At 57.8% G+C, this 26,860-nt stretch carries 29 protein-coding genes and 2 pseudogenes; 12 read left to right on the top strand and 19 right to left on the bottom strand.

Annotation, left to right across the window (positions count from 1 at the left end):
* Nucleotides 1-27 precede the first annotated feature (27 nt).
* The 6 genes from AD668_RS07680 to AD668_RS07655 form a co-directional block, all read right to left on the bottom strand.
* Entirely contained in the window at nt 28-624 is a 597-nt protein-coding gene (locus AD668_RS07680) for a cytochrome c3 family protein (RefSeq protein WP_053156547.1), read from the bottom strand.
* A gap of 9 nt (nt 625-633) precedes the next feature.
* Entirely contained in the window at nt 634-1,125 is a 492-nt protein-coding gene (locus AD668_RS07675; protein WP_053156543.1) for a nitrate reductase cytochrome c-type subunit, read from the bottom strand.
* A gap of 11 nt (nt 1,126-1,136) precedes the next feature.
* Nucleotides 1,137-3,641, bottom strand: a complete 2,505-nt coding sequence (gene napA, locus AD668_RS07670) for a nitrate reductase catalytic subunit NapA (RefSeq protein ID WP_053156540.1) — start codon at nt 3,639-3,641, stop codon at nt 1,137-1,139.
* The gene (locus AD668_RS07665; RefSeq protein ID WP_053156535.1) at nt 3,632-3,898 is read right to left on the bottom strand and encodes a chaperone NapD; all 267 of its coding nucleotides are present in this window, start codon (nt 3,896-3,898) and stop codon (nt 3,632-3,634) included. The genes napA and AD668_RS07665 overlap by 10 nt, the downstream gene beginning before the upstream one ends.
* Nucleotides 3,899-3,937: 39 nt before the next feature.
* Nucleotides 3,938-4,105 (bottom strand): periplasmic nitrate reductase, NapE protein, encoded by a 168-nt coding sequence (locus AD668_RS07660; RefSeq protein ID WP_172681808.1) that lies wholly within the window; start codon nt 4,103-4,105, stop codon nt 3,938-3,940.
* A 129-nt stretch (nt 4,106-4,234) separates the two neighbouring features.
* Nucleotides 4,235-5,806: a sigma-54-dependent transcriptional regulator gene (locus tag AD668_RS07655; RefSeq protein WP_053156529.1), complete on the bottom strand. Its 1,572-nt coding sequence runs from the start codon at nt 5,804-5,806 to the stop codon at nt 4,235-4,237.
* A gap of 361 nt (nt 5,807-6,167) precedes the next feature.
* Between AD668_RS07655 and phhA the strand changes: the two genes are divergently transcribed.
* From phhA to AD668_RS07630, 6 genes are all read left to right on the top strand, one after another.
* Nucleotides 6,168-6,959, top strand: a complete 792-nt coding sequence (gene phhA / locus AD668_RS07650) for a phenylalanine 4-monooxygenase (RefSeq protein WP_053156525.1) — start codon at nt 6,168-6,170, stop codon at nt 6,957-6,959.
* Between the two features lie 104 nt (nt 6,960-7,063).
* Nucleotides 7,064-7,420, top strand: a complete 357-nt coding sequence (locus AD668_RS07645) for a 4a-hydroxytetrahydrobiopterin dehydratase (protein WP_053156522.1) — start codon at nt 7,064-7,066, stop codon at nt 7,418-7,420.
* On the top strand, nt 7,420-8,613 hold the full coding sequence (locus AD668_RS07640; RefSeq protein ID WP_053156519.1) for an amino acid aminotransferase: 1,194 nt from the start codon (nt 7,420-7,422) through the stop codon (nt 8,611-8,613). Before AD668_RS07645 ends, AD668_RS07640 begins: the two co-directional genes overlap by 1 nt.
* Nucleotides 8,614-8,826: 213 nt before the next feature.
* Entirely contained in the window at nt 8,827-8,958 is a 132-nt protein-coding gene (locus AD668_RS29860) for a hypothetical protein (protein ID WP_256220589.1), read from the top strand.
* Nucleotides 8,959-9,031: 73 nt separating this feature from the next.
* A complete protein-coding gene (locus AD668_RS07635) occupies nt 9,032-9,217 on the top strand; it encodes a hypothetical protein (protein WP_053156516.1) in 186 nt (61 codons plus the stop codon).
* A 100-nt stretch (nt 9,218-9,317) separates the two neighbouring features.
* A complete protein-coding gene (locus AD668_RS07630) occupies nt 9,318-10,517 on the top strand; it encodes an MFS transporter (RefSeq protein WP_053156514.1) in 1,200 nt (399 codons plus the stop codon).
* Here the strand turns inward: AD668_RS07630 and arfB are convergent.
* The 12 genes and pseudogenes from arfB to AD668_RS07570 all read right to left on the bottom strand — a co-directional run bounded on the left by arfB (nt 10,514) and on the right by AD668_RS07570 (nt 21,763).
* Nucleotides 10,514-10,927, bottom strand: a complete 414-nt coding sequence (gene arfB / locus AD668_RS07625; protein WP_008021374.1) for an alternative ribosome rescue aminoacyl-tRNA hydrolase ArfB — start codon at nt 10,925-10,927, stop codon at nt 10,514-10,516. The two genes, AD668_RS07630 and arfB, sit on opposite strands and share 4 nt — an antisense overlap.
* 605 nt (nt 10,928-11,532) lie before the next feature.
* Entirely contained in the window at nt 11,533-11,982 is a 450-nt protein-coding gene (locus AD668_RS29855; RefSeq protein ID WP_256220588.1) for a DUF4225 domain-containing protein, read from the bottom strand.
* Nucleotides 11,983-12,062: 80 nt separating this feature from the next.
* Nucleotides 12,063-12,563 (bottom strand): Hcp family type VI secretion system effector, encoded by a 501-nt coding sequence (locus AD668_RS07615; protein WP_053156511.1) that lies wholly within the window; start codon nt 12,561-12,563, stop codon nt 12,063-12,065.
* 801 nt (nt 12,564-13,364) lie between these two features.
* Nucleotides 13,365-13,559, bottom strand: coding sequence for a hypothetical protein (locus AD668_RS30300; RefSeq protein ID WP_371259769.1), 195 nt, complete (start codon nt 13,557-13,559; stop codon nt 13,365-13,367).
* A 98-nt stretch (nt 13,560-13,657) separates the two neighbouring features.
* Nucleotides 13,658-13,756: pseudogene (locus AD668_RS30295) on the bottom strand (hypothetical protein); the annotation flags it as partial.
* Between the two features lie 281 nt (nt 13,757-14,037).
* Nucleotides 14,038-14,528 (bottom strand): annotated as a pseudogene (locus AD668_RS07600) (Hcp family type VI secretion system effector).
* Nucleotides 14,529-14,666: 138 nt separating this feature from the next.
* Nucleotides 14,667-16,088 (bottom strand): amino acid permease, encoded by a 1,422-nt coding sequence (locus AD668_RS07595; RefSeq protein ID WP_053156506.1) that lies wholly within the window; start codon nt 16,086-16,088, stop codon nt 14,667-14,669.
* Between the two features lie 851 nt (nt 16,089-16,939).
* On the bottom strand, nt 16,940-18,160 hold the full coding sequence (gene rluB / locus AD668_RS07590) for a 23S rRNA pseudouridine(2605) synthase RluB (RefSeq protein ID WP_053156504.1): 1,221 nt from the start codon (nt 18,158-18,160) through the stop codon (nt 16,940-16,942).
* A gap of 276 nt (nt 18,161-18,436) precedes the next feature.
* Nucleotides 18,437-19,426 carry an SMC-Scp complex subunit ScpB gene (gene scpB / locus AD668_RS07585; RefSeq protein ID WP_053156500.1) on the bottom strand — a complete coding sequence of 330 codons (990 nt, stop codon included), beginning with the start codon at nt 19,424-19,426 and terminating at the stop codon, nt 18,437-18,439.
* An 11-nt stretch (nt 19,427-19,437) separates the two neighbouring features.
* Nucleotides 19,438-20,136, bottom strand: coding sequence for a ScpA family protein (locus AD668_RS07580; protein ID WP_172681807.1), 699 nt, complete (start codon nt 20,134-20,136; stop codon nt 19,438-19,440).
* Nucleotides 20,137-20,256: 120 nt separating this feature from the next.
* Nucleotides 20,257-20,886, bottom strand: coding sequence for an L-threonylcarbamoyladenylate synthase (locus tag AD668_RS07575; RefSeq protein WP_156322316.1), 630 nt, complete (start codon nt 20,884-20,886; stop codon nt 20,257-20,259).
* 13 nt (nt 20,887-20,899) lie between these two features.
* On the bottom strand, nt 20,900-21,763 hold the full coding sequence (locus AD668_RS07570; protein WP_053156490.1) for a PHP domain-containing protein: 864 nt from the start codon (nt 21,761-21,763) through the stop codon (nt 20,900-20,902).
* Between the two features lie 87 nt (nt 21,764-21,850).
* Between AD668_RS07570 and AD668_RS07565 the strand changes: the two genes are divergently transcribed.
* The 6 genes from AD668_RS07565 (at nt 21,851) to AD668_RS07540 (ending at nt 26,144) form a co-directional block, all read left to right on the top strand.
* Nucleotides 21,851-22,447: a septation protein A gene (locus AD668_RS07565; RefSeq protein WP_053156487.1), complete on the top strand. Its 597-nt coding sequence runs from the start codon at nt 21,851-21,853 to the stop codon at nt 22,445-22,447.
* Between the two features lies 1 nt (nt 22,448).
* Nucleotides 22,449-22,748, top strand: coding sequence for a YciI family protein (locus AD668_RS07560; RefSeq protein WP_053156484.1), 300 nt, complete (start codon nt 22,449-22,451; stop codon nt 22,746-22,748).
* A gap of 110 nt (nt 22,749-22,858) precedes the next feature.
* Nucleotides 22,859-23,272 carry a translation initiation factor 2 gene (locus AD668_RS07555; RefSeq protein ID WP_053156480.1) on the top strand — a complete coding sequence of 138 codons (414 nt, stop codon included), beginning with the start codon at nt 22,859-22,861 and terminating at the stop codon, nt 23,270-23,272.
* A gap of 7 nt (nt 23,273-23,279) precedes the next feature.
* A complete protein-coding gene (locus AD668_RS07550) occupies nt 23,280-23,957 on the top strand; it encodes a response regulator transcription factor (protein WP_053156477.1) in 678 nt (225 codons plus the stop codon).
* A 214-nt stretch (nt 23,958-24,171) separates the two neighbouring features.
* The gene (locus AD668_RS07545) at nt 24,172-24,621 is read left to right on the top strand and encodes a Spy/CpxP family protein refolding chaperone (protein ID WP_053156475.1); all 450 of its coding nucleotides are present in this window, start codon (nt 24,172-24,174) and stop codon (nt 24,619-24,621) included.
* Between the two features lie 179 nt (nt 24,622-24,800).
* Nucleotides 24,801-26,144 (top strand): cell wall metabolism sensor histidine kinase WalK, encoded by a 1,344-nt coding sequence (locus tag AD668_RS07540; RefSeq protein ID WP_053156470.1) that lies wholly within the window; start codon nt 24,801-24,803, stop codon nt 26,142-26,144.
* A gap of 34 nt (nt 26,145-26,178) precedes the next feature.
* On the opposite strand, the gene AD668_RS07535 is transcribed toward AD668_RS07540, so the two are convergent.
* Nucleotides 26,179-26,748, bottom strand: a complete 570-nt coding sequence (locus AD668_RS07535) for an NAD(P)H nitroreductase (RefSeq protein WP_053156467.1) — start codon at nt 26,746-26,748, stop codon at nt 26,179-26,181.
* Between the last annotated feature and the right edge of the window lie 112 nt (nt 26,749-26,860).

The following is a 26,860-nucleotide window of genomic DNA, read 5'->3' as shown; positions in this document are numbered from 1 at the left end:
TTTGGTGGCAACACCAATAAACGCTGGCTACCAGCCTTTTACGCCACTCATATCGGGCAACTTGTGGGCAATGCCCTTGTGACAATCGATACACGTTGCCTGGCCGCTGGCCAATGACGTGGAATGCATGTTGGCCGCACGTTTGCTCTGGCGAGTGAAGTCCATGAACTCGAAGTTATGGCAGTTGCGACACTCTCGGGAGTCGTTGGCCTTGAGCCGCGCCCACTCATGTTCGGCCAGTTCCCGGCGCATGCCGAGAAACTTGTCCCGGGTGCTGATCGTGCCGAACAGCTTGCCCCAGACTTCCTTGGACGCCTGCATCTTGCGCGCGATCTTGTGCGTCCACTCGTGGGGGACGTGACAGTCCGGACACGTGGCGCGCACGCCCGAGCGATTGGTGTAGTGAATGGTTTCCTGCAACTCGACAAACACGTTGTCGCGCATTTCGTGGCAGGACGTGCAGAACTTCTCGGTGTTGGTCGCTTCCAGCGCAGTGTTGAACCCACCCCAGAAAATCACCCCGGCGATAAACCCGCCAAGGGTCAGGAAGCCCAGGCTGTAATGCACGCTGGGCCGACGCAATACACCCCAATAATCCTTGAGCAAGGCAAGCAACGATTTCATGGCCTCTCCTCAAGGTTTCGGCTGGCGATTGATTTCGTCTTGCAGCACCTGGTCGATATTCTTGAAACTGTTGTTCACCAGTGGCTTCACGTCTTTCTGCGGTACGTGACACTGGTTGCAGAAGTACCGGCGCGGCGACACCGCCGCCAGTGCCTGGCCGTCACGGTCCATGTAGTGCGTGATGCTGATCATCGGCGCCTGGGTGCGCGCACTGTTGGCGCGACTGTGGCAGGTCAGGCACTTGTTGCTGTTCATGTCGATGGCATAGCCGCGAATGCTGTGGGGGATGGTGGGCGGTTGCTCGGGGTAATTGCGCTCTCGCTTGAGGTCCTTGTTCTCGTCTTCGGCAATGGGCGGTGCCGGCAGCTCCTGGGTCAGGGTCCCACCGACTCGCCGGCCATCCGGCGCCGGTGCATCCAGCGGGTAACCGGGGTCGGCCGCAAATGTCGCGGGCAGCCAGATCAGCAGCGCGGCAAGCAGGGACAGCGAACGAACATTCATCAAAGCGCTCCTTATGCCGTCTTGATCAACTCAATCCTGATCGCGCATTTTTTGTAATCGGTCTGCTTGGAGATAGGGTCCGTCGCATCGAGCGTAACTTTGTTGATCAGCCTGTTGGCGTCGAAGAACGGCACGAACACCAGGCCCTGTGGCGGTTTGTTGCGCCCACGGGTTTCAATTCGGGCACGCATCTCGCCGCGCCGACTGATCAGCTTCACTTCGCTGCCACGCCGGGCATTCAAGGCCTTGGCATCGGCCGGGTGCATGTAGACCAGCGCATCGGGTACCGCTTTGTAGAGTTCTTCGACACGCTGGGTCATGGTCCCGGTGTGCCAATGCTCAAGCACCCGTCCGGTGCTCAACCAGAACGGGAAGTCCGCGTCCGGGGCTTCCGCAGGCGGCTCGTAAGGCAGCGCGAAGATAATTGCTCTCTTGTCGGGGTAGCCGTAGAACTGCACGCCACTGCCCTTCTCGACATAGGGGTCGTAGCCTTCGCGAAAGCGCCACAGCGTTTCCTTGCCTTCGACGACAGGCCAGCGCAAGCCTCGCTCGGAGTGATAACGATCAAAGGGTGCAAGGTCATGACCATGCCCTCGGCCGAACTGGGCATATTCCTCGAACAGGCCTTTTTGCAGGTAGAAACCGAAGTCCTTGGCTTCGTCGTTCTGATAGCCCGCCGCCATTTGCTCCACGGGGAACTGATCGACCTGGCCGTTCTTGAACAGCACCTCGTACAGGGTCTTGCCCTTGAATTGCGGCGAGCTATCCAGCAACTCCGCCGGCCAGACTTCGTCGGTTTTAAAGCGCTTGGAAAACTCGACCAGTTGCCAGAGGTCTGACTTGGCGTCGCCCGGTGCCGAAACCAGCTGATGCCAGAACTGCGTACGCCGCTCCGCGTTGCCGTAAGCACCCTCCTTCTCCACCCACATGGCCGTGGGCAATATCAGATCCGCTGCCTGCGCCGAAACGGTGGGGTACACATCCGACACCACCACGAAGTTCTCGGGGTTGCGCCACCCCGGCAACACTTCCTGCATGATGTTGGGCCCGGCCTGCATGTTGTTGCTGGCCATGGTCCAGTACACATTGAGCACACCGTCTTTAAGCATGCGGCTCTGCTGCACGGCATGGAACCCGACCTTTTCCTTGATGGTGCCCGCCGGCAGTTTCCAGATTTTCTCCGCGGTGGCGCGGTGCGCCGGGTTGGTGACCACCAGGTCGGCCGGCAGCCGATGGGAGAACGTGCCCACTTCCCGCGCCGTCCCGCAAGCCGAAGGCTGGCCCGTCAGCGAGAAAGGACTGTTGCCCGGTTCGCTGATTTTCCCGGTCAGCAGGTGAATGTTGTAGATCAGGTTGTTGGCCCACACGCCCCGGGTGTGTTGGTTGAAGCCCATGGTCCAGAACGAAACCACCTTGCGTTTGGGGTCGGCATACAGTTCGGCCAATGCCTTGAGGCGCTCGGCCGGCACCCCGGTTTCCTTCGCGGTGCGCTCCAGGGTGTAGGGTTTGACGAACGCGGCGAACTGCTCGAAGTCGATGTCGGTCCAGGTGTTCGCCTTGTCGGCGTTCTTGGCCTTCATCTCCAGCGGATTATCAGGGCGCAAACCGTAGCCGATGTCATCCGTGCCTTTGGCGAACTTGGTGTGTCTGCTGACGAAGTCCTGGTTGACCGAACCGCTTTCAATGATGTGGTTGGCGATGTAGTTGAGAATCAGCAAGTCCGTCTGCGGTTTGAACACCATCGGAATGTCGGCCAGTTCAAAACTGCGATGTTCGAACGTGGAGAGCACGGCCACTTTGACATTCGGCTGGCTCAAACGGCGATCGGTGACCCGACTCCAAAGAATCGGGTGCATTTCCGCCATGTTGGAACCCCACAGGACGAATGCATCGGTGACTTCGATATCGTCATAGCAGCCCATCGGTTCATCGATACCAAAGGTGCGCATAAAACCCATGACCGCCGAAGCCATGCAATGACGCGCATTGGGGTCGATGTTGTTGGAGCGGAATCCGGCCTTCATCAACTTGTTGGCCGCATACCCTTCCCAAACAGTCCATTGTCCGGACCCGAACATGGCGACCGATTCCCCGCCTTTGTTCTTCAGTGCCTCCTTGTACTTCAACTCCATTACATCGAACGCCTGCTTCCAGGACACCGGCTGAAACTCGCCCTGCTTGTCATATTGCCCGTTGGTCATGCGCAACAGCGGCTGTGTCAAACGATCGACGCCGTACATGATCTTGGATAAAAAGTAGCCTTTGACACAATTCAACCCGCGATTGACCTCGGCTTTTACATCGCCATGGGTTGCCACCACCTTGTTGTCCTTGGTCGCGACCATGACGCTGCATCCGGTACCGCAAAAACGACAGGGCGCCTTGTTCCACTCCAGGGAAATCATGTCCTGTTCGGTAATCAGGTTAGTGGCAGAGGTAAACACCGGGAGGCCCGCCGCCGCTGCCGCGATCCCGGCCGCCTGGGCTTTGACAAACTCGCGCCGAGTCATAGGCATGGGCTTTCTCCCGTTACATCGAGAATCTCGTGATAGACCAGTGCGGCATTGAGCACGCCTGGCAAGCGGTTGATCTGATCGATTCGCTGCAGAATCTGGCTTTCGTGTTCGGTTTCCAACACAACCACCAGTTTGCCAGCGGGACTTTCCTGATGAAGTTCAACGCCCTTGAGCAAACGCAGGTTGGCTTTAACTGCCTCGAACAAGGCAGGACGGGCATGAACGACCAGACTGGCGATGTGCAGCGACTTTTCCATGACCCGTACTCCCTGTTGAGATAGAGATTGGAATGCCGATCAGTTAGGAGGGCCTGGCGGGCCGAGGAGCATTTGCAGAAACCAGACAAAAAAACCGTATCCACCGACGATCGCCACTGACAACAGTGGAAATAGAACAATGATCAGGAAATAGAACAGGCGAGTTTCTTTGCGAAGTCGCTGGGTAGAGTCATCCATTGATGGCATGGTCAGCACTCCTGCCAAACTGTGAGGAGAAGCATAGATGGCTAAATCGACAAGTTCCATGATTCAGATCAATGGCAGAAGTTTTGGCACTTTAAATGAGAAGTTAAAGCGCCGGATAAATATTCTTGTTCAAGAATCTTTTAAACGATCAAGTTTGCCGATCTCATATTCACGCAACTTGTTGGCAATCGTTGTGTGAGATACACCCAAGCGCTTGCCGAGCAATCGACTACTGGCATGTTCTGAATAAAGCCGTTCCAGCACCGCTTTTTCAAAACGCCCGACTATTTCATCCAGCCCGCCTTCGAGCGAGAAGTCACCCAACGGTTGACGCACGCCGTAATCCGGCAGACGGATATGTTCAGCCTTGACCGTGCCGCCCTCGCACAGGGAAACCGCCTGGAACAGCACGTTTTCCAGTTGGCGCACGTTGCCCGGCCAATGGTAATGACTGAGTCGATCCATGGCCGCCGGCGCCAGTTTGGGTAATGGGCAACCGATCTGCCGACTGGCCTGATCGAGGAAGTGCTCCACCAAGGGCGTCAACCCGTCCAGGCATTCACGCAGCGGCGGGATGTGCAGCGACAGCACGTTCAAGCGATGGTACAGGTCCTGGCGGAACTCGCCGCGAGCACACAGTTCGGACAAATCGACCTGGGTCGCGCAGATCACCCGCACATCCAGATAAACCTCTTCATCACTGCCTACACGCCGGAAGCACCCGTCCTGCAGGAAGCGCAGCAATTTCACCTGCAAGCGCGGGCTCATTTCCCCTACTCCGTCGAGAAAAAGCGTACCGCCCGCCGTCAGCTCCAACAGCCCGAGCTTGCCCTCGGCTCGCGCACCTTCAAAGGCACCGGGGCCGTAGCCGAACAGTTCGGTCTCGGCCATCGACTCCGGCAGGCCTGCGCAGTTGAGCGCCATCAATGGCGATTGCCCACGGGGGCTGGCCAGATGGCAGGCTCGCGCCAGCAGTTCTTTGCCCGTGCCGGTTTCGCCTTCTATCAACAGCGGCGCATCCAGCGGCGCCATACGCCTAGCTTCTCGGACCACGGCGGCCATTACTTTCGAACTTTGAAAGATACTGTCGAAGCCTCGCAATTCCTGCTTGCGCACGTTGTAGATGCGCTCGCCCACGCGGTCGGCTCGGTGCAGCGTGAGCACCGCGCCGGCCATGGCTTCGCTGTCGTCGTGCTCTGATTGCAGTGGCGCGATGTCGGCCAGAAACACGTCACCCTTGACCTTGACCCGCAGCCCGTTGATCCGCGATTTGTTGGCGCGCACCAGTTCCGGCAAGTCGAAGTCTTCGGCGTAGCGCGACAGCGGAATCCCCGGCACCTCGTCGACCCTGACACCCAGTAGCTGCGCGGCCGCACGGTTGGCCGCAACGATAGAGCCGCCCATGTCGATCGACAGCACCGGAAACTCCAGCGCCCCGAGCAACGCATTGAGTTCCATGTGCCGACGCTCGCTGGGCATCAGCCCTACACGCTTGACGCCAAACACTCCGGCAATCGACTCGAACTTCGGACGCAGTGCCTGGAATTGAATGTTGATCAGGTTCGGACAATGCAGATAGATAGCGTTGCCGTGCTCGCCGCCCACTTCACCGCGGGCCACGTTGATTCCGTACTCCACCAGCAGGTTGAGAATGTCGCGCAGGATGCCGATGCGGTTTTGGCAGTGGACTTTGATACGCATGTAAAAGACCTGGATCTGAATGAAAGGGGTGGCATTGAACCTGTAGGAGCCGGCTTGCTGGCGATGACACCCCCAAGGACGCTATCGCCAGCAAGCCGGCTCCTACAAAGCCCCCAGGCAAGCATTTTTCTGTCGGGGCGCTCAGATAGTCGTCAAGATTATGTGACAGGTACAGCGCTTTTCAAACCCGAAAATCTCAGCAACTACGCGACGACCACCGATTCGTAACGAAAACTTTACGATTTTTGAGGATTTTTCCCACACAGTTCGCCGACCACCTGCTGCATCGACGCAATCCTTGGGGTATTTCTAGGTCCATAGCAGCACATAACAAGAACGAATCCCCTAGCAGGAGAGCAGCATGAAGCAGACGCAATACGTGGCCCGCGAGCCCGATGCGCAAGGTTTTATCGACTACCCCGCCGAAGAACACGCGGTGTGGAACACGCTGATCACTCGCCAACTGAAAGTGATTGAAGGGCGTGCGTGCCAGGAGTACCTGGACGGTATCGAAAAACTCGGTCTGCCCCACGACCGCATTCCACAACTGGGCGAAATCAACAAAGTCCTCGGTGAAACCACCGGCTGGCAAGTTGCCCGTGTGCCAGCGCTGATCCCTTTCCAGACCTTTTTTGAATTGCTCGCCAGCAAGCAGTTTCCAGTCGCGACCTTTATTCGTACCCGCGAGGAACTGGATTACCTGCAAGAGCCGGACATTTTCCACGAGATCTTTGGCCACTGCCCGCTGCTGACCAACCCGTGGTTCGCCGAATTCACTCACACCTACGGCAAGCTGGGGCTGCAAGCGACCAAGGAAGAGCGCGTGTACCTGGCGCGCCTGTACTGGATGACCATCGAATTCGGTCTGGTCGACACTCCGCAAGGCCAACGCATCTACGGCGGCGGCATTCTGTCCTCACCAAAAGAGACCGTGTATTGCCTGTCGGATGAGCCTGAACATCAGGCCTTCGATCCGCTTGAATGCATGCGTACGCCTTACCGCATCGACATCTTGCAGCCTCTGTATTTCGCGCTGCCCAATCTCAAGCGCCTGTTCGACCTCGCTCACGAAGACATCATGGGCATGGTCAAGCAAGCGATGCAGATGGGTCTGCGCGCACCGAAATTTCCGCCAAAACCAAAAGCCGCGTGATCCGCCGCTTTTAGAATCAAGTGAGCCTGTCAGAAACCATCGCTTTGCATTAGCGTGGTAGCACTGAGGGCCGATTTCCCAACATTCGATTTCAGGAACACACCATGACCGCACTCACTCAAGCCCATTGCGAAGCCTGCCGCGCCGATGCTCCACAAGTCAGCGACGAAGAACTGCCGGTATTGATCAAGCAGATCCCGGATTGGAACATCGAAGTTCGCGACGGCATCATGCAGCTGGAAAAAATCTTCCTGTTCAAGAACTTCAAACACGCTCTGGCATTCACCAACGCCGTCGGTGAAATCTCCGAGGCCGAAGGTCACCACCCGGGCCTGCTGACCGAGTGGGGCAAAGTCACCGTGACCTGGTGGAGCCACTCGATCAAGGGTCTGCACCGCAACGACTTCATCATGGCCGCGCGCACTGACATCGTTGCCAAGGACGCCGAGGGCCGCAAGTAATGCACTTCGACGCCATCGGCCGCGTGCCCGGCGACCCGATTCTGGGTCTGATGGAGGCCTACGCGCAGGATCCGAACCCACGCAAGTTTGACCTTGGCGTGGGTGTCTATAAGGATGCCCAGGGCCTGACGCCGATTCCTCAGTCAGTGAAACTGGCCGAAGCACGGCTGGTCGAGCGTCAGACCACCAAAACCTACATCGGCGGTCACGGCGAACCGGCGTTCGGCAAGGCGATCAACGAACTGGTGCTCGGCGCCGACTCGACCTTGATCGCCGAGCAACGTGCCGGCGCTACCCAGACACCGGGCGGCACCGGGGCCTTGCGCCTGAGCGCAGACTTTATCGCCCAATGCCTCCCGGGCCGCGGCGTGTGGCTGAGCAATCCGACCTGGCCGATCCACGAAACCATTTTCGCAGCGGCCAAGGTCAAGGTCAGTCATTACCCGTACGTGGGCAGCGATAACCGGCTCGACGTTGAGGGAATGCTGGCGGTACTCAACGAAATCCCCAAAGGCGACGTGGTATTGCTGCACGCCTGCTGCCACAACCCGACCGGGTTCGATCTGTCCCATGAGGATTGGCGCCGGGTGCTGGAAGTGGTGCGCAAACGCGAACTGCTGCCGCTGATCGACTTCGCCTACCAAGGCTTCGGCGATGGCCTGGAACAGGATGCCTGGTCGACCCGGTTGTTCGCCGCCGAGTTGCCGGAAGTGCTGATTACCAGTTCCTGCTCGAAGAACTTCGGCCTGTACCGCGACCGTACTGGTGCGCTGATTGTCTGCGCGAAAAACGCCGACAAACTCACCGACATCCGCAGCCAACTGGCCAACATCGCCCGCAACTTGTGGTCGACCCCGCCGGATCATGGCGCCGCCGTCGTGGCGACCATCCTTGGCGCCCCGGAGCTGAAAAGCCTCTGGGCCGACGAAGTGGAAAGCATGCGCTTGCGCATCGCTCAACTGCGCAGCGGCCTGGTGGAAGCGCTTGAGCCGCATGGCCTACGCGAGCGTTTTGCGCACATCGGGGTACAGCGCGGAATGTTTTCATATACCGGCCTGTCGACGGAGCAGGTGAAAAACCTGCGCGACCACCACAGCGTGTACATGGTCAGCTCCGGTCGCGCCAACGTCGCGGGGATTGATGCCACGCGCCTGGATCTGCTGGCCGAGGCGATTGCCAAGGTTTGCAAATAACCTACAAACACTGCAACACCTTCTGTGGGAGCCAGCCTGCTGGCTCCCACAGAAGGTGTTGTGTTGATCCTTCAGACCTGTCTAGACAACCCCTTCCGTCGAAACAAATAGATATAAAAGTCTGTTTGTCATTTCTCTTGCTGTATCCTGCCCAGGCTTTTTAAAAGCGCGGATCTACCAGATCTATCAACAGACTTAGCGAGGAGCGCAACCATGCACGAGATTCCTAATCTCCCCTTCCCAAGCCTGCACGAACCTGAGCAGACGACCACGCAGCAAGCCGGCGCCCAACAGCCCGAGCCGAAAGAAGCCACTGACAGCCGCCAGGCTGACAGAGAAGACTGAAACACCCGCCGTACAGACCGTGTGGAAAGCGCTAACATGCGCTTTCCACACTGCCTGAACCGAGACCCTGTCCATGACCGATGAATTTAGCGAAGCCCAGGCCAGCGTCCTGATCGGCACCGCCGAGAAAATGATCGAGATCTGGAATCGCCTTTCCCCCGAGAAACAAGCCGCTTTGCTCGCCCGATTTGGTACCCAGGAAAACGCGTTGGCCGCCCTGGTCACTACGCAACTGGTCGCGCCCGCCAAGTCCGAGTGACACCGCCCGGCAAATAGTTTTACTTTTTCCCAACCCACGAACGCTGGCACCGTTATCATAAGCAGCCTATCTAATCCTGCTTTCCCGTGGACCTTTACCCATGTCTGAAAACCAGCGCCCCCTGGCGGTCACGCTGCAAGTTGTATCCATCGTCCTGTTTACCTTTATCGGCTATTTGAACATCGGCATCCCCCTGGCCGTATTGCCCGGTTACGTCCATAGCGACCTGGGCTTCGGTGCCGTGATCGCGGGGCTGGTGATCAGTGTGCAATACCTGGCCACCCTGCTCAGCCGCCCGTATGCCGGGAAAATCATCGACAACAAGGGCAGCAAACTCGCAGTGATGTATGGCTTGGCCGGTTGCGGACTGAGCGGTGTGTTCATGTTGATTTCGGCATGGACGCAAAGCCTGCCGATGCTCAGCCTGATCTGCTTGTTGATCGGCCGTCTGGTACTCGGTAGCGCGGAGAGCCTGGTGGGTTCCGGTTCGATTGGCTGGGGCATCGGCCGGGTGGGCGCGGCGAACACCGCCAAGGTGATTTCCTGGAATGGCATCGCCAGTTACGGCGCACTGGCAATCGGCGCGCCGCTCGGCGTGTGGCTGGTCAGTCAGTTGGGCTTGTGGAGCATGGGCGTGAGCATTGTACTGTTGGCCGTTATTGGCCTGCTGCTGGCCTGGCCGAAAACCGCCGCGCCGATCGTTGTCGGTGAACGTTTGCCGTTCATGCATGTGCTCGGCCGCGTATTGCCCCATGGCTGCGGCCTGGCGCTGGGTTCGATCGGCTTCGGCACCATCGCCACCTTCATCACCCTGTATTACGCCACGCAACACTGGGACAACGCGGTGCTGTGCCTGAGCCTGTTCGGTGCCAGCTTCATCGGCGCGCGCTTGCTGTTCGGCAACCTGATCAACCGCCTCGGCGGCTTTCGCGTCGCCATTGCCTGCCTGTCGGTGGAAACCCTGGGATTGCTGTTGCTGTGGCTGGCACCGGATGCCCATTGGGCACTGGCGGGTGCGGCGCTGAGCGGCTTCGGCTTTTCGCTGGTGTTTCCGGCACTGGGCGTGGAGGCGGTCAACCTGGTGCCGGCGTCCAGCCGTGGCGCAGCCGTCGGCGCCTATTCGCTGTTCATCGACTTGTCGCTGGGGATCACCGGGCCGCTGGCCGGGGCGATTGCGGCCGGGTTCGGGTTCGCTTCGATCTTCCTGTTCGCTGCCTTCGCCGCCTTGAGCGGATTGATGCTGAGCCTTTACCTGTACCGGCAGGCGCCAAAGCAACGCGAAACGCGGGATGTCCGTTAGAAATCGACCTTGCCGCGCCCGGCCTTGATGTTACCGCGCTTGGATTTGGATTCGAGACGACGGGTCTTCGAGCCGAGGGTCGGCTTGGTCGGACGGCGCTTCTTCTCGACCTTGGTGGCACTGAGGATCAACTCGGTCAGCCGCAACAACGCATCGGCGCGGTTCTGCTCCTGCGTCCGGTACTGCTGGGCCTTGATGATCAACACACCGTCGCTGGTGATGCGACTATCGCGCAGCGCCAGCAGCCGCTCCTTGTAGAACTCGGGCAAGGACGACGCCGGAATGTCGAAGCGCAGGTGCACCGCGCTGGAGACCTTGTTGACGTTCTGCCCACCGGCGCCTTGGGCGCGAATGGCCGTCAACTCGATCTCGGCATCCGGCAGATGCACGTTGTTGGAAATCACCAGCATGGAAAAGCGTCCGTGTTCGAGGGCGTTCAGGATACCGCGAATGACGTTCGCAATAGCGGTCATCATGGCGAATCGCTAACATCGGGCCTCGCTGCCAGTCAAATTCATTTACAAATATTGCTCTTAGCCTAGTGAAGAAACGTTTAATTGTTTCGAATAGCCATACTAATCTAGTGGCTCACATCAGCAGGACATGATGATCAATGAACTTTGAAAACATTCGATACTACATCTCAGTGACGTTTTTAGTTTTAGGCTGCTCTGGACTACCAGCTGGAATTATTGCATTCGGAATAAGAAAAATAATTCACATAGATGAAAACCACCTAGACGCCACCTACCTGACAACATATATAATCCTCGTCATTCCTGGTTTGATAATCTACACCCCAAGAATGCGTGGCGTAATATAAGCGAAACTCACACCCTATCACACCACTTCACGACACACATAAGAAGCCTACTCTGAAAGTATCGAATCTATCGTAAAAGCATCAACCATCACTTCAAAAGACAAAGCCAACCTCCCCATTTGATGACAAGCTCGCTCGTAATTAATTGGATCACGCCTGAACAACTCCACCGAACCGGGCTTTGACACCGACCTAAACACCCCAACTACAGAAAGAAACAAGTCCGTTGAGTAGTAAACCATGCCCCCCCCGTTCTTCATCCAACATATCCCTATAAAAATATCTAATAGGCCCAACCGTGCCTAGAGCATTCGGCCCGCGATAAATATTCCCCAAACCTTCGTAGATATTATTAACTCCATGCCCAACCATGAGTCCGCCCGGTATCGAACCAAACCCTGTCGAGCCTACGAAAATCGCGCCCCCTGTCCTCACCTGCATCACCCCTGCCACAACCCCAACACCATTTTGTAGATAGAAACGCGCCTTCGCCGATAAGTCCTCATATTCAGCTGTTATTTCCTGCACGGCTTGCCACGCACTAATAGCCCCTTCATCAACCGCCTGAATTATTTCATCAACATAGGCAGAGACAATCGAGCCAAATCGAAGTCGCGCAAAGCCATCAGGAATATGCGCCATGCCTATGCTGCAACCAACTGCAACCAACTGCAACCAGATCGGAAGCCGATCTGGTTACATCATGAATATCGCAAGGGTCCTCATTCACCTTCATTCCCCCAAGAACTATAGGCACTGGTAGCCCCTGGAACATGCGCCCAGGCAATGTCCCTATAACGAATGGACACTAGCTCTTGCGGCTCAGCGTCATTCATGCGAATTGCGTGGGGAACCTGCAAGCTGATATGAGCGATACGCGCACCTGACAGGTGTATTGAATAGTACCGTTCCTGGCCGCCAACCGAAGAGGTTCGATAAAAATTGATCTTGCAATCAACTTCTTCACCCTCATGCAGCGCACTTGCCAGCAATGGTGATGACTTATCGATACCTTTGGTTATCATGATCGGCATGTGCTTGCCACGCCCACCTGTCACGCTGCCGTCATTACCCGCAAGCATTTCACGTGAATAAGCCAGCACCAGGATTTCATCCTGGTGTCCGATCTGGCATTTGTTGCCGAGAGAATCAAGACCGGAGCAACCGGCAGAAATCAAACCTTGGCGCTTTCCGGTAATGCTCATATAGCTGTGGCTGGCCATACACCCCTCCTTTGTGTTCGGAGAGGCAGCCTAAGACAAAAAGTGAAATATCGGTTGTAGGCTGTTTCTGAATTTGCTGTATGAACCCAGAAACAATCAACCCGACGCATGGCCGGGTTGTTTGTCGAAGCGAGACGCTTACTTCACAGCAGGGGCAGCGCTATTCAATTCGCGTTGCGCAGTGCGCTTGTTCCTGATGCCGTAGCAGATCCACATGAACACCAGCCAAACCGGAATCGCATACACCCAGCGACACGTTTTGCGGAATCAGGTAGTTCAGCAGTAGCGCGATCAGGGTCACGGCAGCTGAGGTCAGGAGGAAAACATGATGAAAGCCATGACCATTACCAGACCCATGACACCATTCGGGGAGAAATCACCGTGGGACCACAGATAACGGCTTGTCATGGAAAACCGGGCAACCAGGCATCGCCAACAGTTAAATTCGTTTACAATAACTGCTCTTGCGTCTACTGATGAAAAGTTGATTTGTCTTGAGTAACCGTACTAATCTTTGGGACTTTATCAGAAGGATATGATAGCTAATGAATCTTGAAAACATTCGATATTACATCTCGGTTACACTTTTAGTTCTGGCCTGCTCCGTCCTTCCTTCTGGAATTATCATGCTCGGGATAAAAGAAATAATTCATTTAGATAAAAGCCACCTAAACATCATCCACGCAACAACATACACACTCCTTGTAATTATCGGTTTAAAGCTCTACACTCCAAGAATGCGGGGCGTGATATAATTAGTACTGAGATTTAGTTAAAACAGCAGCCTCCTGTTTACAGAACCTACTCTGACAGCATCGATTTCATCGTAAGAGCATCAACCAAAACCTCAAAAGATAAAGCCAATTTCCCCATCTGATGATAAGCCCTCTCATAATTAATTGGATCACGCCTGAACAACTCAACCGATCCTGGCTTTGAAACCGGTCTAAACACACCGATAGCAGAAAGAAGCAAGTCCACGGAGAAGTAAAACATGTCCCCCTCGCTATCATCGAATATGGCCCTATAGCCCCCCTAACAGGCCCAACCGTGCTTGGAGCATCCGGTCCGCGATAAATATTCCCCAAACCTTCATAGATATTATTAACACCATGCCCCACCATCAGCCCCCCCGGAACAGCACCTAGTGCTCCTGGGCTGCCAATGACCAAAACACCCGTCCTGATCTGCATCGCCCCAGCCACAACCCCAACACCATTTTGAAGATAAAAGCGCGCCTTAGATGACAAGCCCTCGTATTCGGCTCTTATTTCCTCCAACGCTTGCCAAGCGCTAATAACCCCCTCATCAACCGCCTGAATAACTTCATCAACATAGGCAGAAACCATCGAACCAAATCGAAGTCGCGCAAAGCCATCAGGAATATGCGCCAGGCCTATGCTGCATCCAAGTGCAACCAGATCGGAAGCCGACCTGGTGACGTCGTGAATATCGCAAGCCCCTTCATTCACCCTCATTCCCCCCAAGTACTATAAGCACTTGTGGCGCCTGGAACATGCGCCCAGGCAATGTCCCTATAACGAATGGACACTAGCTCTTGCGGCTCAGCGTCATTCATGCGAATCGCGTGGGGAACCTGCAAGCTGATATGAGCGATACGCGCCCCGGTCAGGTGTATTGAGTAATACCGTTCCCGACCGCCCACCGAAGAGGTTCGATAAAATTGATCTTGCAATCAACCTCTTCTCCCTCATGCAGCGCACTGGCCAGCAAGGGTGACGACTTGTCGATGCCTTTGGTAATCATGATAGGAAGGTGCTTGCCGCGCCCACCTGTCACGCTGCCGTCATTACCCGCAAGCATTTCACGTGAATAAGCCAGCACCAGGATTTCATCCTGGTGTCCGATCTGGAATTTGTTACCGAGAGAATCAAGACCGGAGCAACCGGCAGAAATCAAACCTTGGCGCTTTCCGGTAATGCTCATATAGCTGTGGCTGGCCATACACCCCTCCTTTGTGTTCGGAGAGGCAGCCTAAGACAAAAAGTGAAATATCGGTTGTAGGCTGTTTCTGAATTTGCTGTATGAACCCAGAAACAATCAACCCGGCGCATGGCCGGGTTGTTTGTCGAAGCGAGACGCTTACTTCACAGCAGGGGCAGCGCTATTCAACACGCGTTGCGCACTGCGCTTGTTCTTGATGCCGTAGCAGACCCACATGAACACCAGCCACACCGGAATCGCGTACACCGATGTCTGGATCCCCGGAATCAACAGCATCACGCCGAGGATGAACACCACGAACGCCAGGCAGACATAGTTGCCGTACGGGTACCACAGGGCCTTGAACAGCGGCGTCTGTTTGGTCTTGTTCATGTGCTGGCGGAACTTGAAGTGCGAGAAGCTGATCATCGCCCAGTTGATCACCAGGGTGGCTACCACCAGCGACATCAGCAGTTCCAGAGCGTTTTGCGGGATCAGGTAGTTCAGCAGTACCGCGATCAGGGTCACGGCGGCCGAGGCCAGGATCGAACGCACCGGCACGCCGCGCTTGTCGATCTTCGCCAGGCCCTTCGGCGCATCACCCTGCTCGGCCATGCCCAGCAGCATGCGGCTGTTGCAGTAGGTGCCGCTGTTGTACACCGACAGCGCCGCGGTCAGGACCACGAAGTTGAGGATGTGCGCGGCAGTATTGCTGCCCAGCATCGAGAATACTTGCACGAACGGGCTGCCGCTGTAGGAATCACCCGAGGCGTTGAGGGTGGTCAGCAGGCTGTCCCATGGCGTCAACGACAGCAGGATCACCAGGGCACCGATGTAGAAAATCAGGATCCGATAGATCACCTGGTTGATGGCTTTCGGGATCACGGTTTTCGGTTTGTCGGCTTCGGCTGCGGTGAAACCGAGCATTTCCAGGCCACCGAAGGAAAACATGATGAACGCCATGGCCATCACCAGACCGCTGACACCGTTCGGGAAGAAGCCACCGTGGGCCCACAGGTTGCTGACCGCTGCTTGCGGGCCGCCATTACCGCTGACCAGCAGGTAGCTGCCCAGGGCAATCATGCCGACGATCGCCACGACCTTGATGATCGCGAACCAGAACTCGGCCTCGCCAAACACTTTGACGTTGGCCAGGTTGATGGCGTTGATCAGCACGAAGAAGCCCGCTGCCGAGACCCAGGTCGGAATGTCCGGCGCCCAGTAGTGGATGTACTTGCCGACGGCTGTCAGCTCGGACATGCCCACCAGAATGTACAGAATCCAGCAGTTCCAGCCAGACAGGAAACCGGCAAAGCCGCCCCAGTACTTGTGCGCGAAGTGGCTGAAGGAACCGGCCACTGGATCTTCGACGATCATTTCGCCCAGCTGGCGCATGATCATGAAGGCGATAAAGCCGCAGATGGCGTAACCAAGGATCATCGAAGGACCGGCGGATTTCAGTACCCCGGCCGAGCCGAGAAACAAACCGGTACCAATCGCGCCACCGAGGGCGATCAGTTGAATGTGGCGATTTTTCAGGCCGCGTTTCAGCTCGCCTGATTGCGGGTTTTGTCCACTCATGAAAAGGGTCTCACGCAAGGTTTGATGATGTTCAGAAAACGTTGCTGCTTGGCAAAGACATCAAGCGGCACCGATCAAACCCCAGCGCAGGCACCAGGAGTTCAGCGTATTTACAACGGTCATACGTCACCTGTTTGTTTTTATCTGTGACGAAATCGAACCCGATACGCTTGTGGCGCAGCGGAGTGAACAAGGCGGATAGCCTTGAGGTTTGCGCAGATGCGCAGGAGGTCACAGGTAAAACGCGGCGCATTGTACACCTGTAACCCCCTGCTGCCAGACCCGCTGGACAAGCGTGTCTATGGCCGGGATTGCCTGTGTCCGCCCCGAGAGGCTCGGGCGGCTGCAAATACGGGGTCTGACCCTTGCGGATCATTGACGCAGGCGGCAGAAAAAATGCACCTCGCGGAGAACGGGAAACGGATTGCGGCGTTCATTGCGCCTCCTTTTTGTTATGCACCTGCACGACAGGCATGGCGCGCATGACACCCTGACTGGAGCGGTGAAACAAGCGGGCTAGAGGGCTGGAAGGAGGTTTGAAGGCTTTGACATGTAAGAGTTTTCTTACGGAGCTAAGCCATTGGCCAATTTACGGGGTTACCCCGGAGATTTTGTCAGGATTTCTTTACGCGGCGTAAATTCTTGTTTCCACACTGGATTGCGCGGCGAGGCCACTGACGCCATCGCGAGCAAGCTCGCTCCTACAGCGGACCGAAGTGCTTGATGGAAATATGATGCCTTGCAGGAGCGAGCCTGATCGCAAAGGCGCCCTCAATAACAACACAGTCATAAAAGCCGGTCCAAAAAAAAGCCAACCCGAAGGTTGGCGTTTTCATGAAGCGCTCAGCCGATTACTCCGGCTTGCGACGACCAAAGCCCGGACGCTGACCGGAGCCGGCCGGTGCGCCACGGCGTTTGCCCGAAGGCTTGTCACCGTCGACCAGGCTGATGCCCGGACGCTTCGACGCCGGCTTGGCCGGGCGCTTGGTATCGGCCGGACGATCCGCCACCGGCGTACCACGGCTCTCACCACGCTCGGTGCGGCCATTGGCCGGACGCGGTGTGCGTGGGCCGCGCTCGCCGTCCTGACGGGCGGCTGGTTTGCGGGCTGGACGCTCGCCTTCGATCTGCGGCTCACGATTTGCACGTGGCGCAACTGGAGCAGCCGGGCCACCAGCAGCGGGACGCAAGGTACGCACGCGCTCGGTCTTGCCCATTGGACGCGACGATTTACGCTGCATCCGGTCCAGCTTGTCTTTGCTCTTGGCGTTCATCTGCGGCATCGCGACCGGCGTCAGGCCGACCTCGGCACTCAGAATGTCGACTTCGTACTGGCTCATTTCGCGCCAGCGACCCATCGGCAGGTCAGAGTTGAGGAACACCGGACCGAAACGCACACGCTTCAGACGGCTCACCACCAGGCCCTGGGATTCCCACAGGCGACGCACTTCGCGGTTACGACCTTCCATCACCACGCAGTGATACCAGTGGTTGAAACCTTCGCCGCCTGGCGCCTGCTTGATGTCGGTGAACTTGGCCGGGCCGTCTTCAAGGACTACACCAGCCTTCAAACGCTCGATCATCTCGTCATCGACTTCGCCACGCACACGTACCGCGTATTCACGGTCCATTTCGTAGGAAGGGTGCATCAGGCGGTTGGCCAGCTCACCGTCGGTGGTGAACATCAGCAGACCGGTGGTGTTGATGTCCAGACGACCGATGTTGATCCAGCGACCCTCTTTAGGGCGCGGCATCTTGTCGAACACGGTCGGACGGCCTTCCGGGTCGACGCGGGTGCAGATTTCGCCATCGGGCTTGTTGTACATGATCACGCGGCGGACCGACTCGGCGGCCTCTTCGCGCTTGATCACCTTGCCATCGATGGTGATGGCGTCGTGCATGTCGACACGTTGACCAAGGGTGGCGTCTTTGCCGTTGACCTTGATGCGGCCATGACTGATCCAAGCTTCCACGTCACGGCGCGAGCCGACGCCGATACGGGCGAGGACTTTCTGCAGTTTTTCGCCTGCTGGGCCGATTTCCTGGTCGTCTTTCTGGTCTTTGATACTCATCTGGGCACCTCCCGGTGTGGTCTGTTCAGGCGTTGCCTGAAGCGATGTAAATCTGGGTTCCTGGGCGAGGGATCGCCGAAGGGTCGCGAATCATACGCGCATGAGGGCGTTTGCGCATCAGAGACTAGCTGATCGAGGCAAGGTTATTTGTTTTTCCGCCGGTCGGTGATCGCGAGCCTTTGTAGGAGCCGGCTTGCTGGCGATGGCATCACCGCGGTCCTTCACAGACACCGCGTTGGCCGCATCGCCAGCAAGCCGGCTCCTACAGGGTTGTGGTCAGTCTTCGAATTCGCGGCGTTCGGCTTCGATGGCTTCGGCCAGTGCCCGGGCTTCGGCCTCTTCGTCCGAAAGCTCTGGCTCGGGTTTCGGTTGTTCGAGGGCGGCAACGGCGGCCAGGAGTTTTTCCCGGGCCTCGGCAACGCCGAGGATGTCGTCTTCCTGCTCCGGTTCAATTTCCGGGGCTGGCTCGCCTTCCGGTTCAGGCTTGGGCTGTGCCACTTCGACGTCTGGTTCGACATCCGAAGTTTCCGAATCGAATTCAGGCGACACACTGTCACGCAACAAATCATCGAAGTCGGTCTTGATCCCCTCCTCCATACTGTCCAGTTCCTGAAGCAGCGTATGGAAACTGGTTTCTTCCTTTGGCTCTCCAGGCTCGGGGCTGGCATCGGCCAGCGCTTGCAGAGCGGCGGGCACCGGCGCGTCGTCGAAATCGAGCACCGGATCGGGTTCCAGTTCGCGCAGTTCGGCCAGCGGCGGCAGGTCGTCGAGGTTCTTCAGGTTGAAGTGATCGAGAAACGCTTTGGTGGTGGCGAACATTGCCGGTTTGCCGGGCACGTCTCGGTAACCGACGATGCGGATCCACTCGCGCTCCATGAGCGTCTTGACGATGTTGCTGTTGACCGCCACGCCCCGCACGTCTTCGATTTCACCCCGGGTGATCGGCTGGCGATAGGCAATCAGCGCCATGGTTTCGAGCATGGCCCGGGAGTAGCGTTGCGGACGTTCTTCCCACAGACGCCCGACCCACGGCGAGAATTTTTCGCGGATTTGCAGGCGATACCCCGAGGCCACTTCCTTGAGTTCGAAAGCACGGCCGTCGCAGGACTTGGCCAAAATCGTCAGGGCCTTCTTGAACACCGGTGGCTCCGGCCGCTCGGCTTCTTCAAAGAGTTCGAACAGGCTTTCCAGGGATTGCGGCTTTCCCGAGGCCAACAGAAAGGCTTCAAGCAATGGCGCCAGCTCGCGGGGTTCACTCAGGTTCATGATTCAACTCGTTATTCGGCTCGGGCCCGCACGTGGATCGCTGCGAACGGCTCATTCTGCACCAGCTCGACCAAAGATTCCTTGACCAGTTCGAGAATCGCCATAAAGGTCACGACCACCCCCAAGCGTCCCTCTTCAGCGGTGAACAGCTCGACAAACGGCACGAAACCGCCGCCCTTGAGCCGCTCCAGAACATCGCTCATGCGTTCGCGCGTCGACAGCGCCTCGCGGCTGACCTGATGGCTTTCGAACATGTCGCCACGGCGCAGGACCTCGGCCATGGACAGCAACAGCTCCGACAGGCGCACATCGGGCAACAGCTTGCGTGCCCGGGCTTCAGGGGCGTCGAGCCTGGGCACCACCACATCACGACCGACTCGACTGAGGCCATCGATGCCTTCGGCTGCCGCCTTGAAGCGTTCGTATTCCTGCAAGCGGCGGATCAGTTCGGCGCGCGGATCGTCTTCTTCTTCCTCAATGGTTTCAGCCCGTGGCAACAGCATTCGCGACTTGATTTCGGCCAGCATCGCGGCCATCACCAGGTACTCAGCCGCCAGTTCGAGGCGCACCGACTGCATCAACTCGACATAGCCCATGTACTGGCGGGTGATTTCCGCCACCGGAATGTCGAGGATGTTGATGTTCTGCTTGCGAATCAGGTACAGCAGCAGGTCGAGCGGGCCTTCAAAAGCTTCGAGAAAGACTTCCAGCGCATCCGGCGGGATGTACAGGTCCAGCGGCATTTCCAGGACCGCCTGGCCATAGACCATGGCGAAGGGCAGTTCTTGCTGGGCACCGGCCTGACTGTCGACGGGCTCTACAGCAGACATCTACGCCTCGGCCATGAAAGGCGCAGGGTCGCCGCAACCGACACGAATGACTTCAGGCTCGCCGTCGGCAAGGTTGATCACGGTAGACGCCTTGATACCACCGAAACCGCCGTCGATGATCAGGTCAACCTGATGTTCCAGGATCTGACGCATTTCGTAAGGGTCGGTCAACGGGTCGGTATCACCGGGCATGATCAGGGTCACGCTCATCAGCGGCTCACCGAGCTCTTCAAGCAGCGCCAGGGCAATCGGATGGCTCGGGACACGCAGGCCGATGGTGCGCTTTTTCGGATGCAGCAGCAGCCGCGGAACTTCGCGGGTGGCATTGAGAATGAAGGTATACGGCCCCGGCAGGTGCGCCTTGAGCAGACGGAATGTGCCGGTATCGATTTTGGCAAACAGGCCGAGTTGTGACAGATCGCAGCAAATCAGCGCAAAGTTATGCTTTTCATCCAGCCCGCGCAAACGGCGCACGCGCTCGACGGCGACTTTATCGCCGATCTGGCAACCAATGGCGTAGGACGAGTCAGTAGGATAAACCACCACCCCGCCGCTGCGAATGATCTCGACCGCCTGTTTGATCAGGCGCGCTTGCGGGTTTTCCGGATGAATCTGGAAAAATTGACTCACATTCTCTACCTGTTCAGACGGCGGCAATAACTGGGTCATGTTTGAATCGACACCAAAGTGGCGGCAAATCCTCTGGGAGCGGGCGATATTCACCGATCTCTGACCAGCCCCCCGGGCCATGGAAATCACTGCCGGCGCTGACCAGCAGACCGAACTCACGGGCCAGAATGGCCAGGCTGCCCACTTGCTCGGCAGGCTGATAACCATTGACCACTTCGATGGCATGGCCCCCTGCTTGAATATAGTCGGCAATCAGGCGACGACGCTTGCTGCGGGTGAATTCGTAGTGCCAAGGATGGGCAAGACTGACCCAGGCCTTGGCCGCGCGCAGGGTTTCGACAGTGTCTTCCAGCGTCGGCCAGTGTTGCTTGACGTCGCCCAGTTTGCCGGCGCCCAGCCATTTGCGAAATGCTTCGGCGCGATCCTTGACGTAACCTTCGCGCACCATCCAGTCGGCAAAGTGCGGGCGGGCCGGTGCGTTGCCGCTGTCGCCCAGTTCCTGTTGTATTGACCGGGCACCTTCCAGCGCCCCCGGCATGCCTTTGAGCGCTAGTTTTCGGCTGATTTCTTCGGATCGCAACCAGCGGCCATCGTGCAATCTGGCGATCGCTTCGACCAGCGGCGCGGCGTTGACGTCGAAACCATAGCCGAGCACGTGGATGGTCGCGCCGCCCCAGGTGCAGGACAATTCGACGCCGTTGACCAGTTGCATCCCCAGCGCATTCGCCGTTTCCCGGGCTTCGGCGAGGCCTTCGAGGGTGTCGTGATCGGTCAAGGCCAGGACTCGCACGCCTTTCTCGAACGCACGCGCAACCAGAACCGCAGGCGCCAGGGCGCCATCGGAGGCCGTGCTATGGCAGTGCAAATCAACATTCACAGGGCTTTGTAACCTCAAATCAGCTGGCGCTATCGCGCGCCCATATGTTTGTTATTATGCCGCCACATCCTGCTTCTGGCTGCCACTGTGAAACAATTCATCGATTTCATCCCGCTCCTGCTGTTTTTCATCGTCTTCAAAATCGATCCACGGGTCGTCGACATTGCCGGCCACGAGGTAACTGTAGGCGGTATTTACAGCGCCACGGCAATGCTGATCATCAGTTCGCTGGTGGTGTATGGCACGCTGTTCATCAAACAGCGCAAGCTGGAGAAGAGCCAATGGCTGACGCTGATTGCCTGCCTGGTCTTCGGCAGCCTGACCCTGGCCTTCCACAGCGAGACCTTCCTGAAATGGAAAGCCCCGGTGGTCAACTGGCTGTTTGCGCTGGCGTTCATCGGCAGTCACTTCATCGGTGACAGCCTGCTGATCAAGCGCATCATGGGTCACGCGCTGACCCTGCCGGAGCCGGTCTGGACGCGCCTGAACATCGCCTGGATCGTATTCTTCCTGTTTTGCGGTGCCGCCAACCTGTTTGTCGCGTTCACCTTCCAGAGCTACTGGGTCGACTTCAAGGTCTTCGGCAGCCTAGGCATGACTTTGCTGTTCCTGGTCGGCCAGGGCATTTACCTGTCCCGCCATCTGCACGATGCCGATACCACAACGCCTAAAACCGAGGACTGACATGCTTTACGCAATCATTGCCACAGACGTCGCCAACTCCCTGGAAGCCCGCCTGGCCGCACGGCCTGCACACCTGGAGCGCCTGCAGGCGCTCAAAGGTGAAGGTCGCATCGTATTGGCCGGTCCACACCCGGCGATCGACAGCAATGATCCAGGTGCAGCAGGTTTTACCGGCAGCCTGATCGTCGCCGAATTCGATTCCCTGAGCGCCGCACAAGCCTGGGCCGACGCGGATCCGTACATCGCCGCAGGCGTCTACGCCAACGTTCTGGTCAAGCCGTTCAAGCAAGTCCTGCCGTAACCCCCCTCTACGCGGTGAACCTTATTGGTTCATCGCGTTCTCAATCGCTCATTATTCTCGTTTGCCGGCCGACAACTTGCCCAATACTCGTATTGGAATCAGGAGTCGCGATGCGCAAGGGTCCGTTGTGTCTGATGTTGGTCACGTTGTCGATCGTGGCACCCGCCCACGGTGAAGAAAGCACCGAGGGCGGCAATTCCACGCCGCTGTCCCTGAGCGCCGGCAGCCAGATCAATGAGTTGCAGCAACGCTTGAAAGACAGCGAGCGGCAACGGGAAGAACTGAGCAAACAACTGCAAAATGCCGATGGCGAACGCGAAAGCGCTCAACTGGCCCGGATGCGCCAAGAGAACCAGCGCCTGAAGCTGCAACTCAAGGAAACCCAGGCCGGCAGTTCAATTCCGCGCTTGCTGACCGATCAGCAACAATGGTTCGTGATCGGCGCCGGTGTAGCGCTATTGGCGCTGCTCTGCGGTATCTTCGCCAGTGGGGCAAGTCGAAAACGTCGACAATGGCTAAATTGAGTGAGTCATGAGCGAGCTGTTACTGATTGATGATGACCAGGAGCTGTGTGAGCTCCTGAGCAGTTGGCTGAGCCAGGAAGGATTTCAGGTTCGCGCCTGCCACGATGGCCAAAGTGCCCGACGTGCGCTGGCGCAAACCTCCCCGGCGGCCGTGGTGCTGGATGTGATGTTGCCCGACGGCAGCGGCCTGGAACTGCTCAAGCAGTTGCGCGGGGATCACCCGGATTTGCCGGTGCTCATGCTCTCGGCCCGGGGTGAACCGCTGGACCGTATCCTCGGACTGGAACTGGGCGCCGATGATTACCTGGCCAAACCCTGCGACCCGCGAGAACTGACCGCCCGCTTGCGTGCCGTGTTGCGCCGCAGCCATCCGGCGGCAGTGTCCAGCCAGATTGAACTGGGAGATTTGTGCTTCAGCCCGGTGCGCGGCGTGGTCAGCATCGATCAACAGGAATACACCCTCACCGTCTCCGAAAGCCGCCTGCTGGAAGCCTTGCTCAAGCAACCCGGCGAGCCCCTGGACAAACAGGAGCTGGCGCAAATCGCCCTCGGCCGCAAGCTGACCCTGTACGACCGCAGCCTGGACATGCACGTCAGCAACCTGCGCAAAAAAATCGGCCCGCACGCCGATGGCCGACCGCGCATCGTTGCCCTTCGCAGTCGCGGTTACTACTACAGCCTCTGACGAAACACGCCCCCTGTAGGAGCTGGCTTGCCAGCGAAGCTTTCGGTGGCCTCAAGGCCCCTTCGCCAGCAAGCCGGCTCCTACAGGGTTGTTTGTCAGGGACATAGAAAACCATCTTTACCCAAGCCTTACACTCCGCTGACCGCCGCTGACCTTGATCTCCGTATTCTGTACTCATCCGGAACGTACCGGGAATGAAACAAGGAGATACACCATGCGCAAGACTCTTATCGCTCTGATGTTCGCTGCCGCCCTGCCGACTGTTGCCATGGCCATGCCTGAAGGCGCAGGCCCGATGGATGGATCGATGGACGGTTCGCGCCATGGCGGTCAGATGCACGGTATGCACGGCAAAGGCCCGTACAGCCAGCTGGACCTGAGCCGCGAACAGCGTGAGCAGATCCGCAAGATCATGGGCGAGCAGATGCACGAGCGTAAGCAAGTGGTCGACAAATACCTGGAGAAACTCTCGCCAGCGGATCAGAAAGCCTTGAAAGACGAGATGGCCGCGAACCATAAGAAAGCAGAAGCGGATGTGCGCGCCCTGCTGAAGCCGGACCAACAGAAGAAGTTTGACGAAATCCAGAAAAAGCAGGCTGAACGTCGCGCTGAATGGGCTGAATTCAAAGCGTGGAAAGCGCAACAACCGCAAAAGGCGCAATAATGCGTTAAACCCGGACCCGACGGCTACACGCCGTTGGGTCTGACAGCTTCAGAAAAAGGAACTGTAGGAGCGAGCTTGCTCGCGATGGCGTTTTTTCAGTCACATCGATATTGAATGTGCCGACGCTATCGCGAGCAAGCTCGCTCCTGCATTGGAATGTGTTTGCTTGAGGATTTTCTGTGCGTTCATTGTTCTGGCGTATTCTGGCCAGCTTCTGGCTGGCCATCGCTCTGGTCGCGGGGCTGTCCATTCTGCTCGGGCACATGCTCAATCAGGACGCATGGATTCTCAGCCGCCACCCGGGCCTCAACACCTTGGCCGAACAGTGGACGCAAACCTACGAATCCCAGGGTGAGGAAGCCGCTCAGGACCTTCTTCAGCAACGCAAACGCCAGTACCACATCGACGTTCAGGTGCTCAACGAAAGTGGCGACCCGGTGGTGCGCGGTACGTTCCCGCGTCGCGCCGCAGCGTTCGAAGCGCGGCAAAACAATGAAGACCGACGCCTGCCATGGCGGCGCCTGACCGATGAATTCACCAGCGAAAAAACCGGTGACACCTACCTGCTGATCTACCGCATCCCCCACCCCGAACTGGACGCCTGGCACCGTGAGAGCCTGCTTTGGCCGTTGAGCGCATTGGGTATCGCGTTGGTGGTACTGACCCTGTTCAGTCTGCTGGTGACCTTTTCCATCACCCGCCCACTGAGCCGTCTGCGTGGCGCGGTGCATGACCTTGGCCAAACCACCTATCAGCAAAACAGCCTGGTGAAACTGGCCAACCGCCGCGATGAATTTGGCGTGCTGGCCAACGACTTCAACCGCATGGGTGCACGCCTGCAAAGCCTGATCGGCAGCCAGCGGCAATTACTGCGCGATGTGTCCCACGAACTGCGTTCTCCCCTCGCCCGCCTGCGCATCGCCCTGGCGTTAGCCGAACGGGCCAACCCACAGGAACGCGAACAACTCTGGCCCCGCCTGACCCGCGAATGCGATCGCCTCGAAGCGCTGATCAGCGAAATCCTGGTGTTGGCGCGGGTCGATTCCGACAACGCGAGTGCGGAAGAGGTGGACCTCAATGCCTTGCTCAATACGCTGCAAAAGGATGCGCAACTGGGCTCGCCAGATCAGTTGGTTCATCTCGAAGCCGAGCAGCAACTGAACCTCAAGGGTTGGCCGACCATGATCGAACGGGCGGTGGACAATCTTTTGCGCAATGCATTGCGCTTCAACCCGGTGGGGGGGCTACCGATTGAGATGCAGGCGTTGCGCCATGGCGATCGCATTGTGGTAACCGTGCGCGACCATGGGCCAGGGGTTAACGCCGAGCACCTGAATCAGCTCGGTGAGCCGTTCTACCGCGCTCCGGGCCAGACGGCGGGTGGCCATGGCCTGGGGCTGGCCATTGCGCGCCGTGCTGCGGAACGGCATGGCGGCACCCTGGTGCTGGCCAATCACCCTGAGGGCGGGTTTATTGCGAGCCTGGAGTTGCCGTTAGTGCCCGGAGCCATCGCTGCGTTGTAAGCGCCGTGGCGATGCAAAAAAGATCTGTTGATCTTTAGGCTTTATTACCGGGCCAGGCGCTGACGAACTCGGCCAAGTCGACCTTCTCGGCCACTCGCGGTTCTTTCTGCGGTGTACCGAGATACAGGAAAGCAATCACCTCCTCCCCTTCTGCCAATCCCAAACCTTTGGCCACATGCGGCGAATAGGCCAGGTCACCGGTACGCCATACCGCCCCTATACCCTGTGCGTACGCCGCCAGCAAAATCCCGTGCGCCGCACAACCCGCCGCCAACAGTTGCTCGGACTTCGGGTATTTGACGTGATCCTGCACGCGAGCAATCACCACCACCACCAATGGCGCCCGCAACGGACCGTTGCGCGCTTTGTCGATGGCCGCTTCGGAGACTTCGCTGTCCTGCAGTTTCGCCGCTTCAGCAAGCAACTCGCCCATCTGCTCACGCGCCGCACCCTCCACCGTCAGGAAGCGCCAGGGTTGCAAATGGCCGTGGTCCGGTGCCCGCATGGCGGCGGCAAACAGCACTTCACGCTGCTCGGCGGTCGGTGCCGGATCAAGCAATCGTGGAACGGAAACACGGTTGAGCAAAGCGTCGAGAGCCTGCATCGGCCACCTCCTGAAAAATTTGTGCGGCTATTCTAGCTGTAACTACCATCGCAGTGCGGTTTACATGGCCTGCCCCGCGGGTAGAATGGCGCCCTTCCTCATTTCAGCCGAG

This window comes from Pseudomonas sp. P1.8, from assembly GCF_001269805.1.
Taxonomy (GTDB): Bacteria; Pseudomonadota; Gammaproteobacteria; order Pseudomonadales; family Pseudomonadaceae; genus Aquipseudomonas.
The sequence above is the reverse complement of the archived record's forward strand: the minus strand, read 5'-3'. Positions and strand labels throughout refer to the sequence as shown.

What these genes read in the sequence shown, in the direction of transcription:
- AD668_RS29855 (WP_256220588.1), bottom strand. Translation starts at nt 11,982, where the DNA reads ATGGCGCATATTCCTGATGGCTTTGCGCGACTTCGATTTGGCTCGATT.
- AD668_RS07655 (WP_053156529.1), bottom strand. Translation starts at nt 5,806, where the DNA reads ATGCGTATCAAAGTCCACTGCCAAAACCGCATCGGCATCCTGCGCGAC.
- AD668_RS29860 (WP_256220589.1), top strand. Translation starts at nt 8,827, where the DNA reads ATGCACGAGATTCCTAATCTCCCCTTCCCAAGCCTGCACGAACCTGAG.
- AD668_RS07615 (WP_053156511.1), bottom strand. Translation starts at nt 12,563, where the DNA reads ATGGCCAGCCACAGCTATATGAGCATTACCGGAAAGCGCCAAGGTTTG.
- AD668_RS07560 (WP_053156484.1), top strand. Translation starts at nt 22,449, where the DNA reads ATGCTTTACGCAATCATTGCCACAGACGTCGCCAACTCCCTGGAAGCC.
- AD668_RS07645 (WP_053156522.1), top strand. Translation starts at nt 7,064, where the DNA reads ATGACCGCACTCACTCAAGCCCATTGCGAAGCCTGCCGCGCCGATGCT.
- AD668_RS07660 (WP_172681808.1), bottom strand. Translation starts at nt 4,105, where the DNA reads ATGCCATCAATGGATGACTCTACCCAGCGACTTCGCAAAGAAACTCGC.
- AD668_RS07630 (WP_053156514.1), top strand. Translation starts at nt 9,318, where the DNA reads ATGTCTGAAAACCAGCGCCCCCTGGCGGTCACGCTGCAAGTTGTATCC.
- rluB (WP_053156504.1), bottom strand. Translation starts at nt 18,160, where the DNA reads ATGAGTATCAAAGACCAGAAAGACGACCAGGAAATCGGCCCAGCAGGC.
- AD668_RS07675 (WP_053156543.1), bottom strand. Translation starts at nt 1,125, where the DNA reads ATGAATGTTCGTTCGCTGTCCCTGCTTGCCGCGCTGCTGATCTGGCTG.
- AD668_RS07545 (WP_053156475.1), top strand. Translation starts at nt 24,172, where the DNA reads ATGCGCAAGACTCTTATCGCTCTGATGTTCGCTGCCGCCCTGCCGACT.
- AD668_RS07555 (WP_053156480.1), top strand. Translation starts at nt 22,859, where the DNA reads ATGCGCAAGGGTCCGTTGTGTCTGATGTTGGTCACGTTGTCGATCGTG.
- AD668_RS07640 (WP_053156519.1), top strand. Translation starts at nt 7,420, where the DNA reads ATGCACTTCGACGCCATCGGCCGCGTGCCCGGCGACCCGATTCTGGGT.
- napA (WP_053156540.1), bottom strand. Translation starts at nt 3,641, where the DNA reads ATGCCTATGACTCGGCGCGAGTTTGTCAAAGCCCAGGCGGCCGGGATC.
- AD668_RS30300 (WP_371259769.1), bottom strand. Translation starts at nt 13,559, where the DNA reads ATGTTTTACTTCTCCGTGGACTTGCTTCTTTCTGCTATCGGTGTGTTT.
- AD668_RS07595 (WP_053156506.1), bottom strand. Translation starts at nt 16,088, where the DNA reads ATGAGTGGACAAAACCCGCAATCAGGCGAGCTGAAACGCGGCCTGAAA.
- AD668_RS07535 (WP_053156467.1), bottom strand. Translation starts at nt 26,748, where the DNA reads ATGCAGGCTCTCGACGCTTTGCTCAACCGTGTTTCCGTTCCACGATTG.
- AD668_RS07550 (WP_053156477.1), top strand. Translation starts at nt 23,280, where the DNA reads ATGAGCGAGCTGTTACTGATTGATGATGACCAGGAGCTGTGTGAGCTC.
- AD668_RS07635 (WP_053156516.1), top strand. Translation starts at nt 9,032, where the DNA reads ATGACCGATGAATTTAGCGAAGCCCAGGCCAGCGTCCTGATCGGCACC.
- AD668_RS07680 (WP_053156547.1), bottom strand. Translation starts at nt 624, where the DNA reads ATGAAATCGTTGCTTGCCTTGCTCAAGGATTATTGGGGTGTATTGCGT.
- AD668_RS07665 (WP_053156535.1), bottom strand. Translation starts at nt 3,898, where the DNA reads ATGGAAAAGTCGCTGCACATCGCCAGTCTGGTCGTTCATGCCCGTCCT.
- arfB (WP_008021374.1), bottom strand. Translation starts at nt 10,927, where the DNA reads ATGCTGGTGATTTCCAACAACGTGCATCTGCCGGATGCCGAGATCGAG.
- scpB (WP_053156500.1), bottom strand. Translation starts at nt 19,426, where the DNA reads ATGAACCTGAGTGAACCCCGCGAGCTGGCGCCATTGCTTGAAGCCTTT.
- phhA (WP_053156525.1), top strand. Translation starts at nt 6,168, where the DNA reads ATGAAGCAGACGCAATACGTGGCCCGCGAGCCCGATGCGCAAGGTTTT.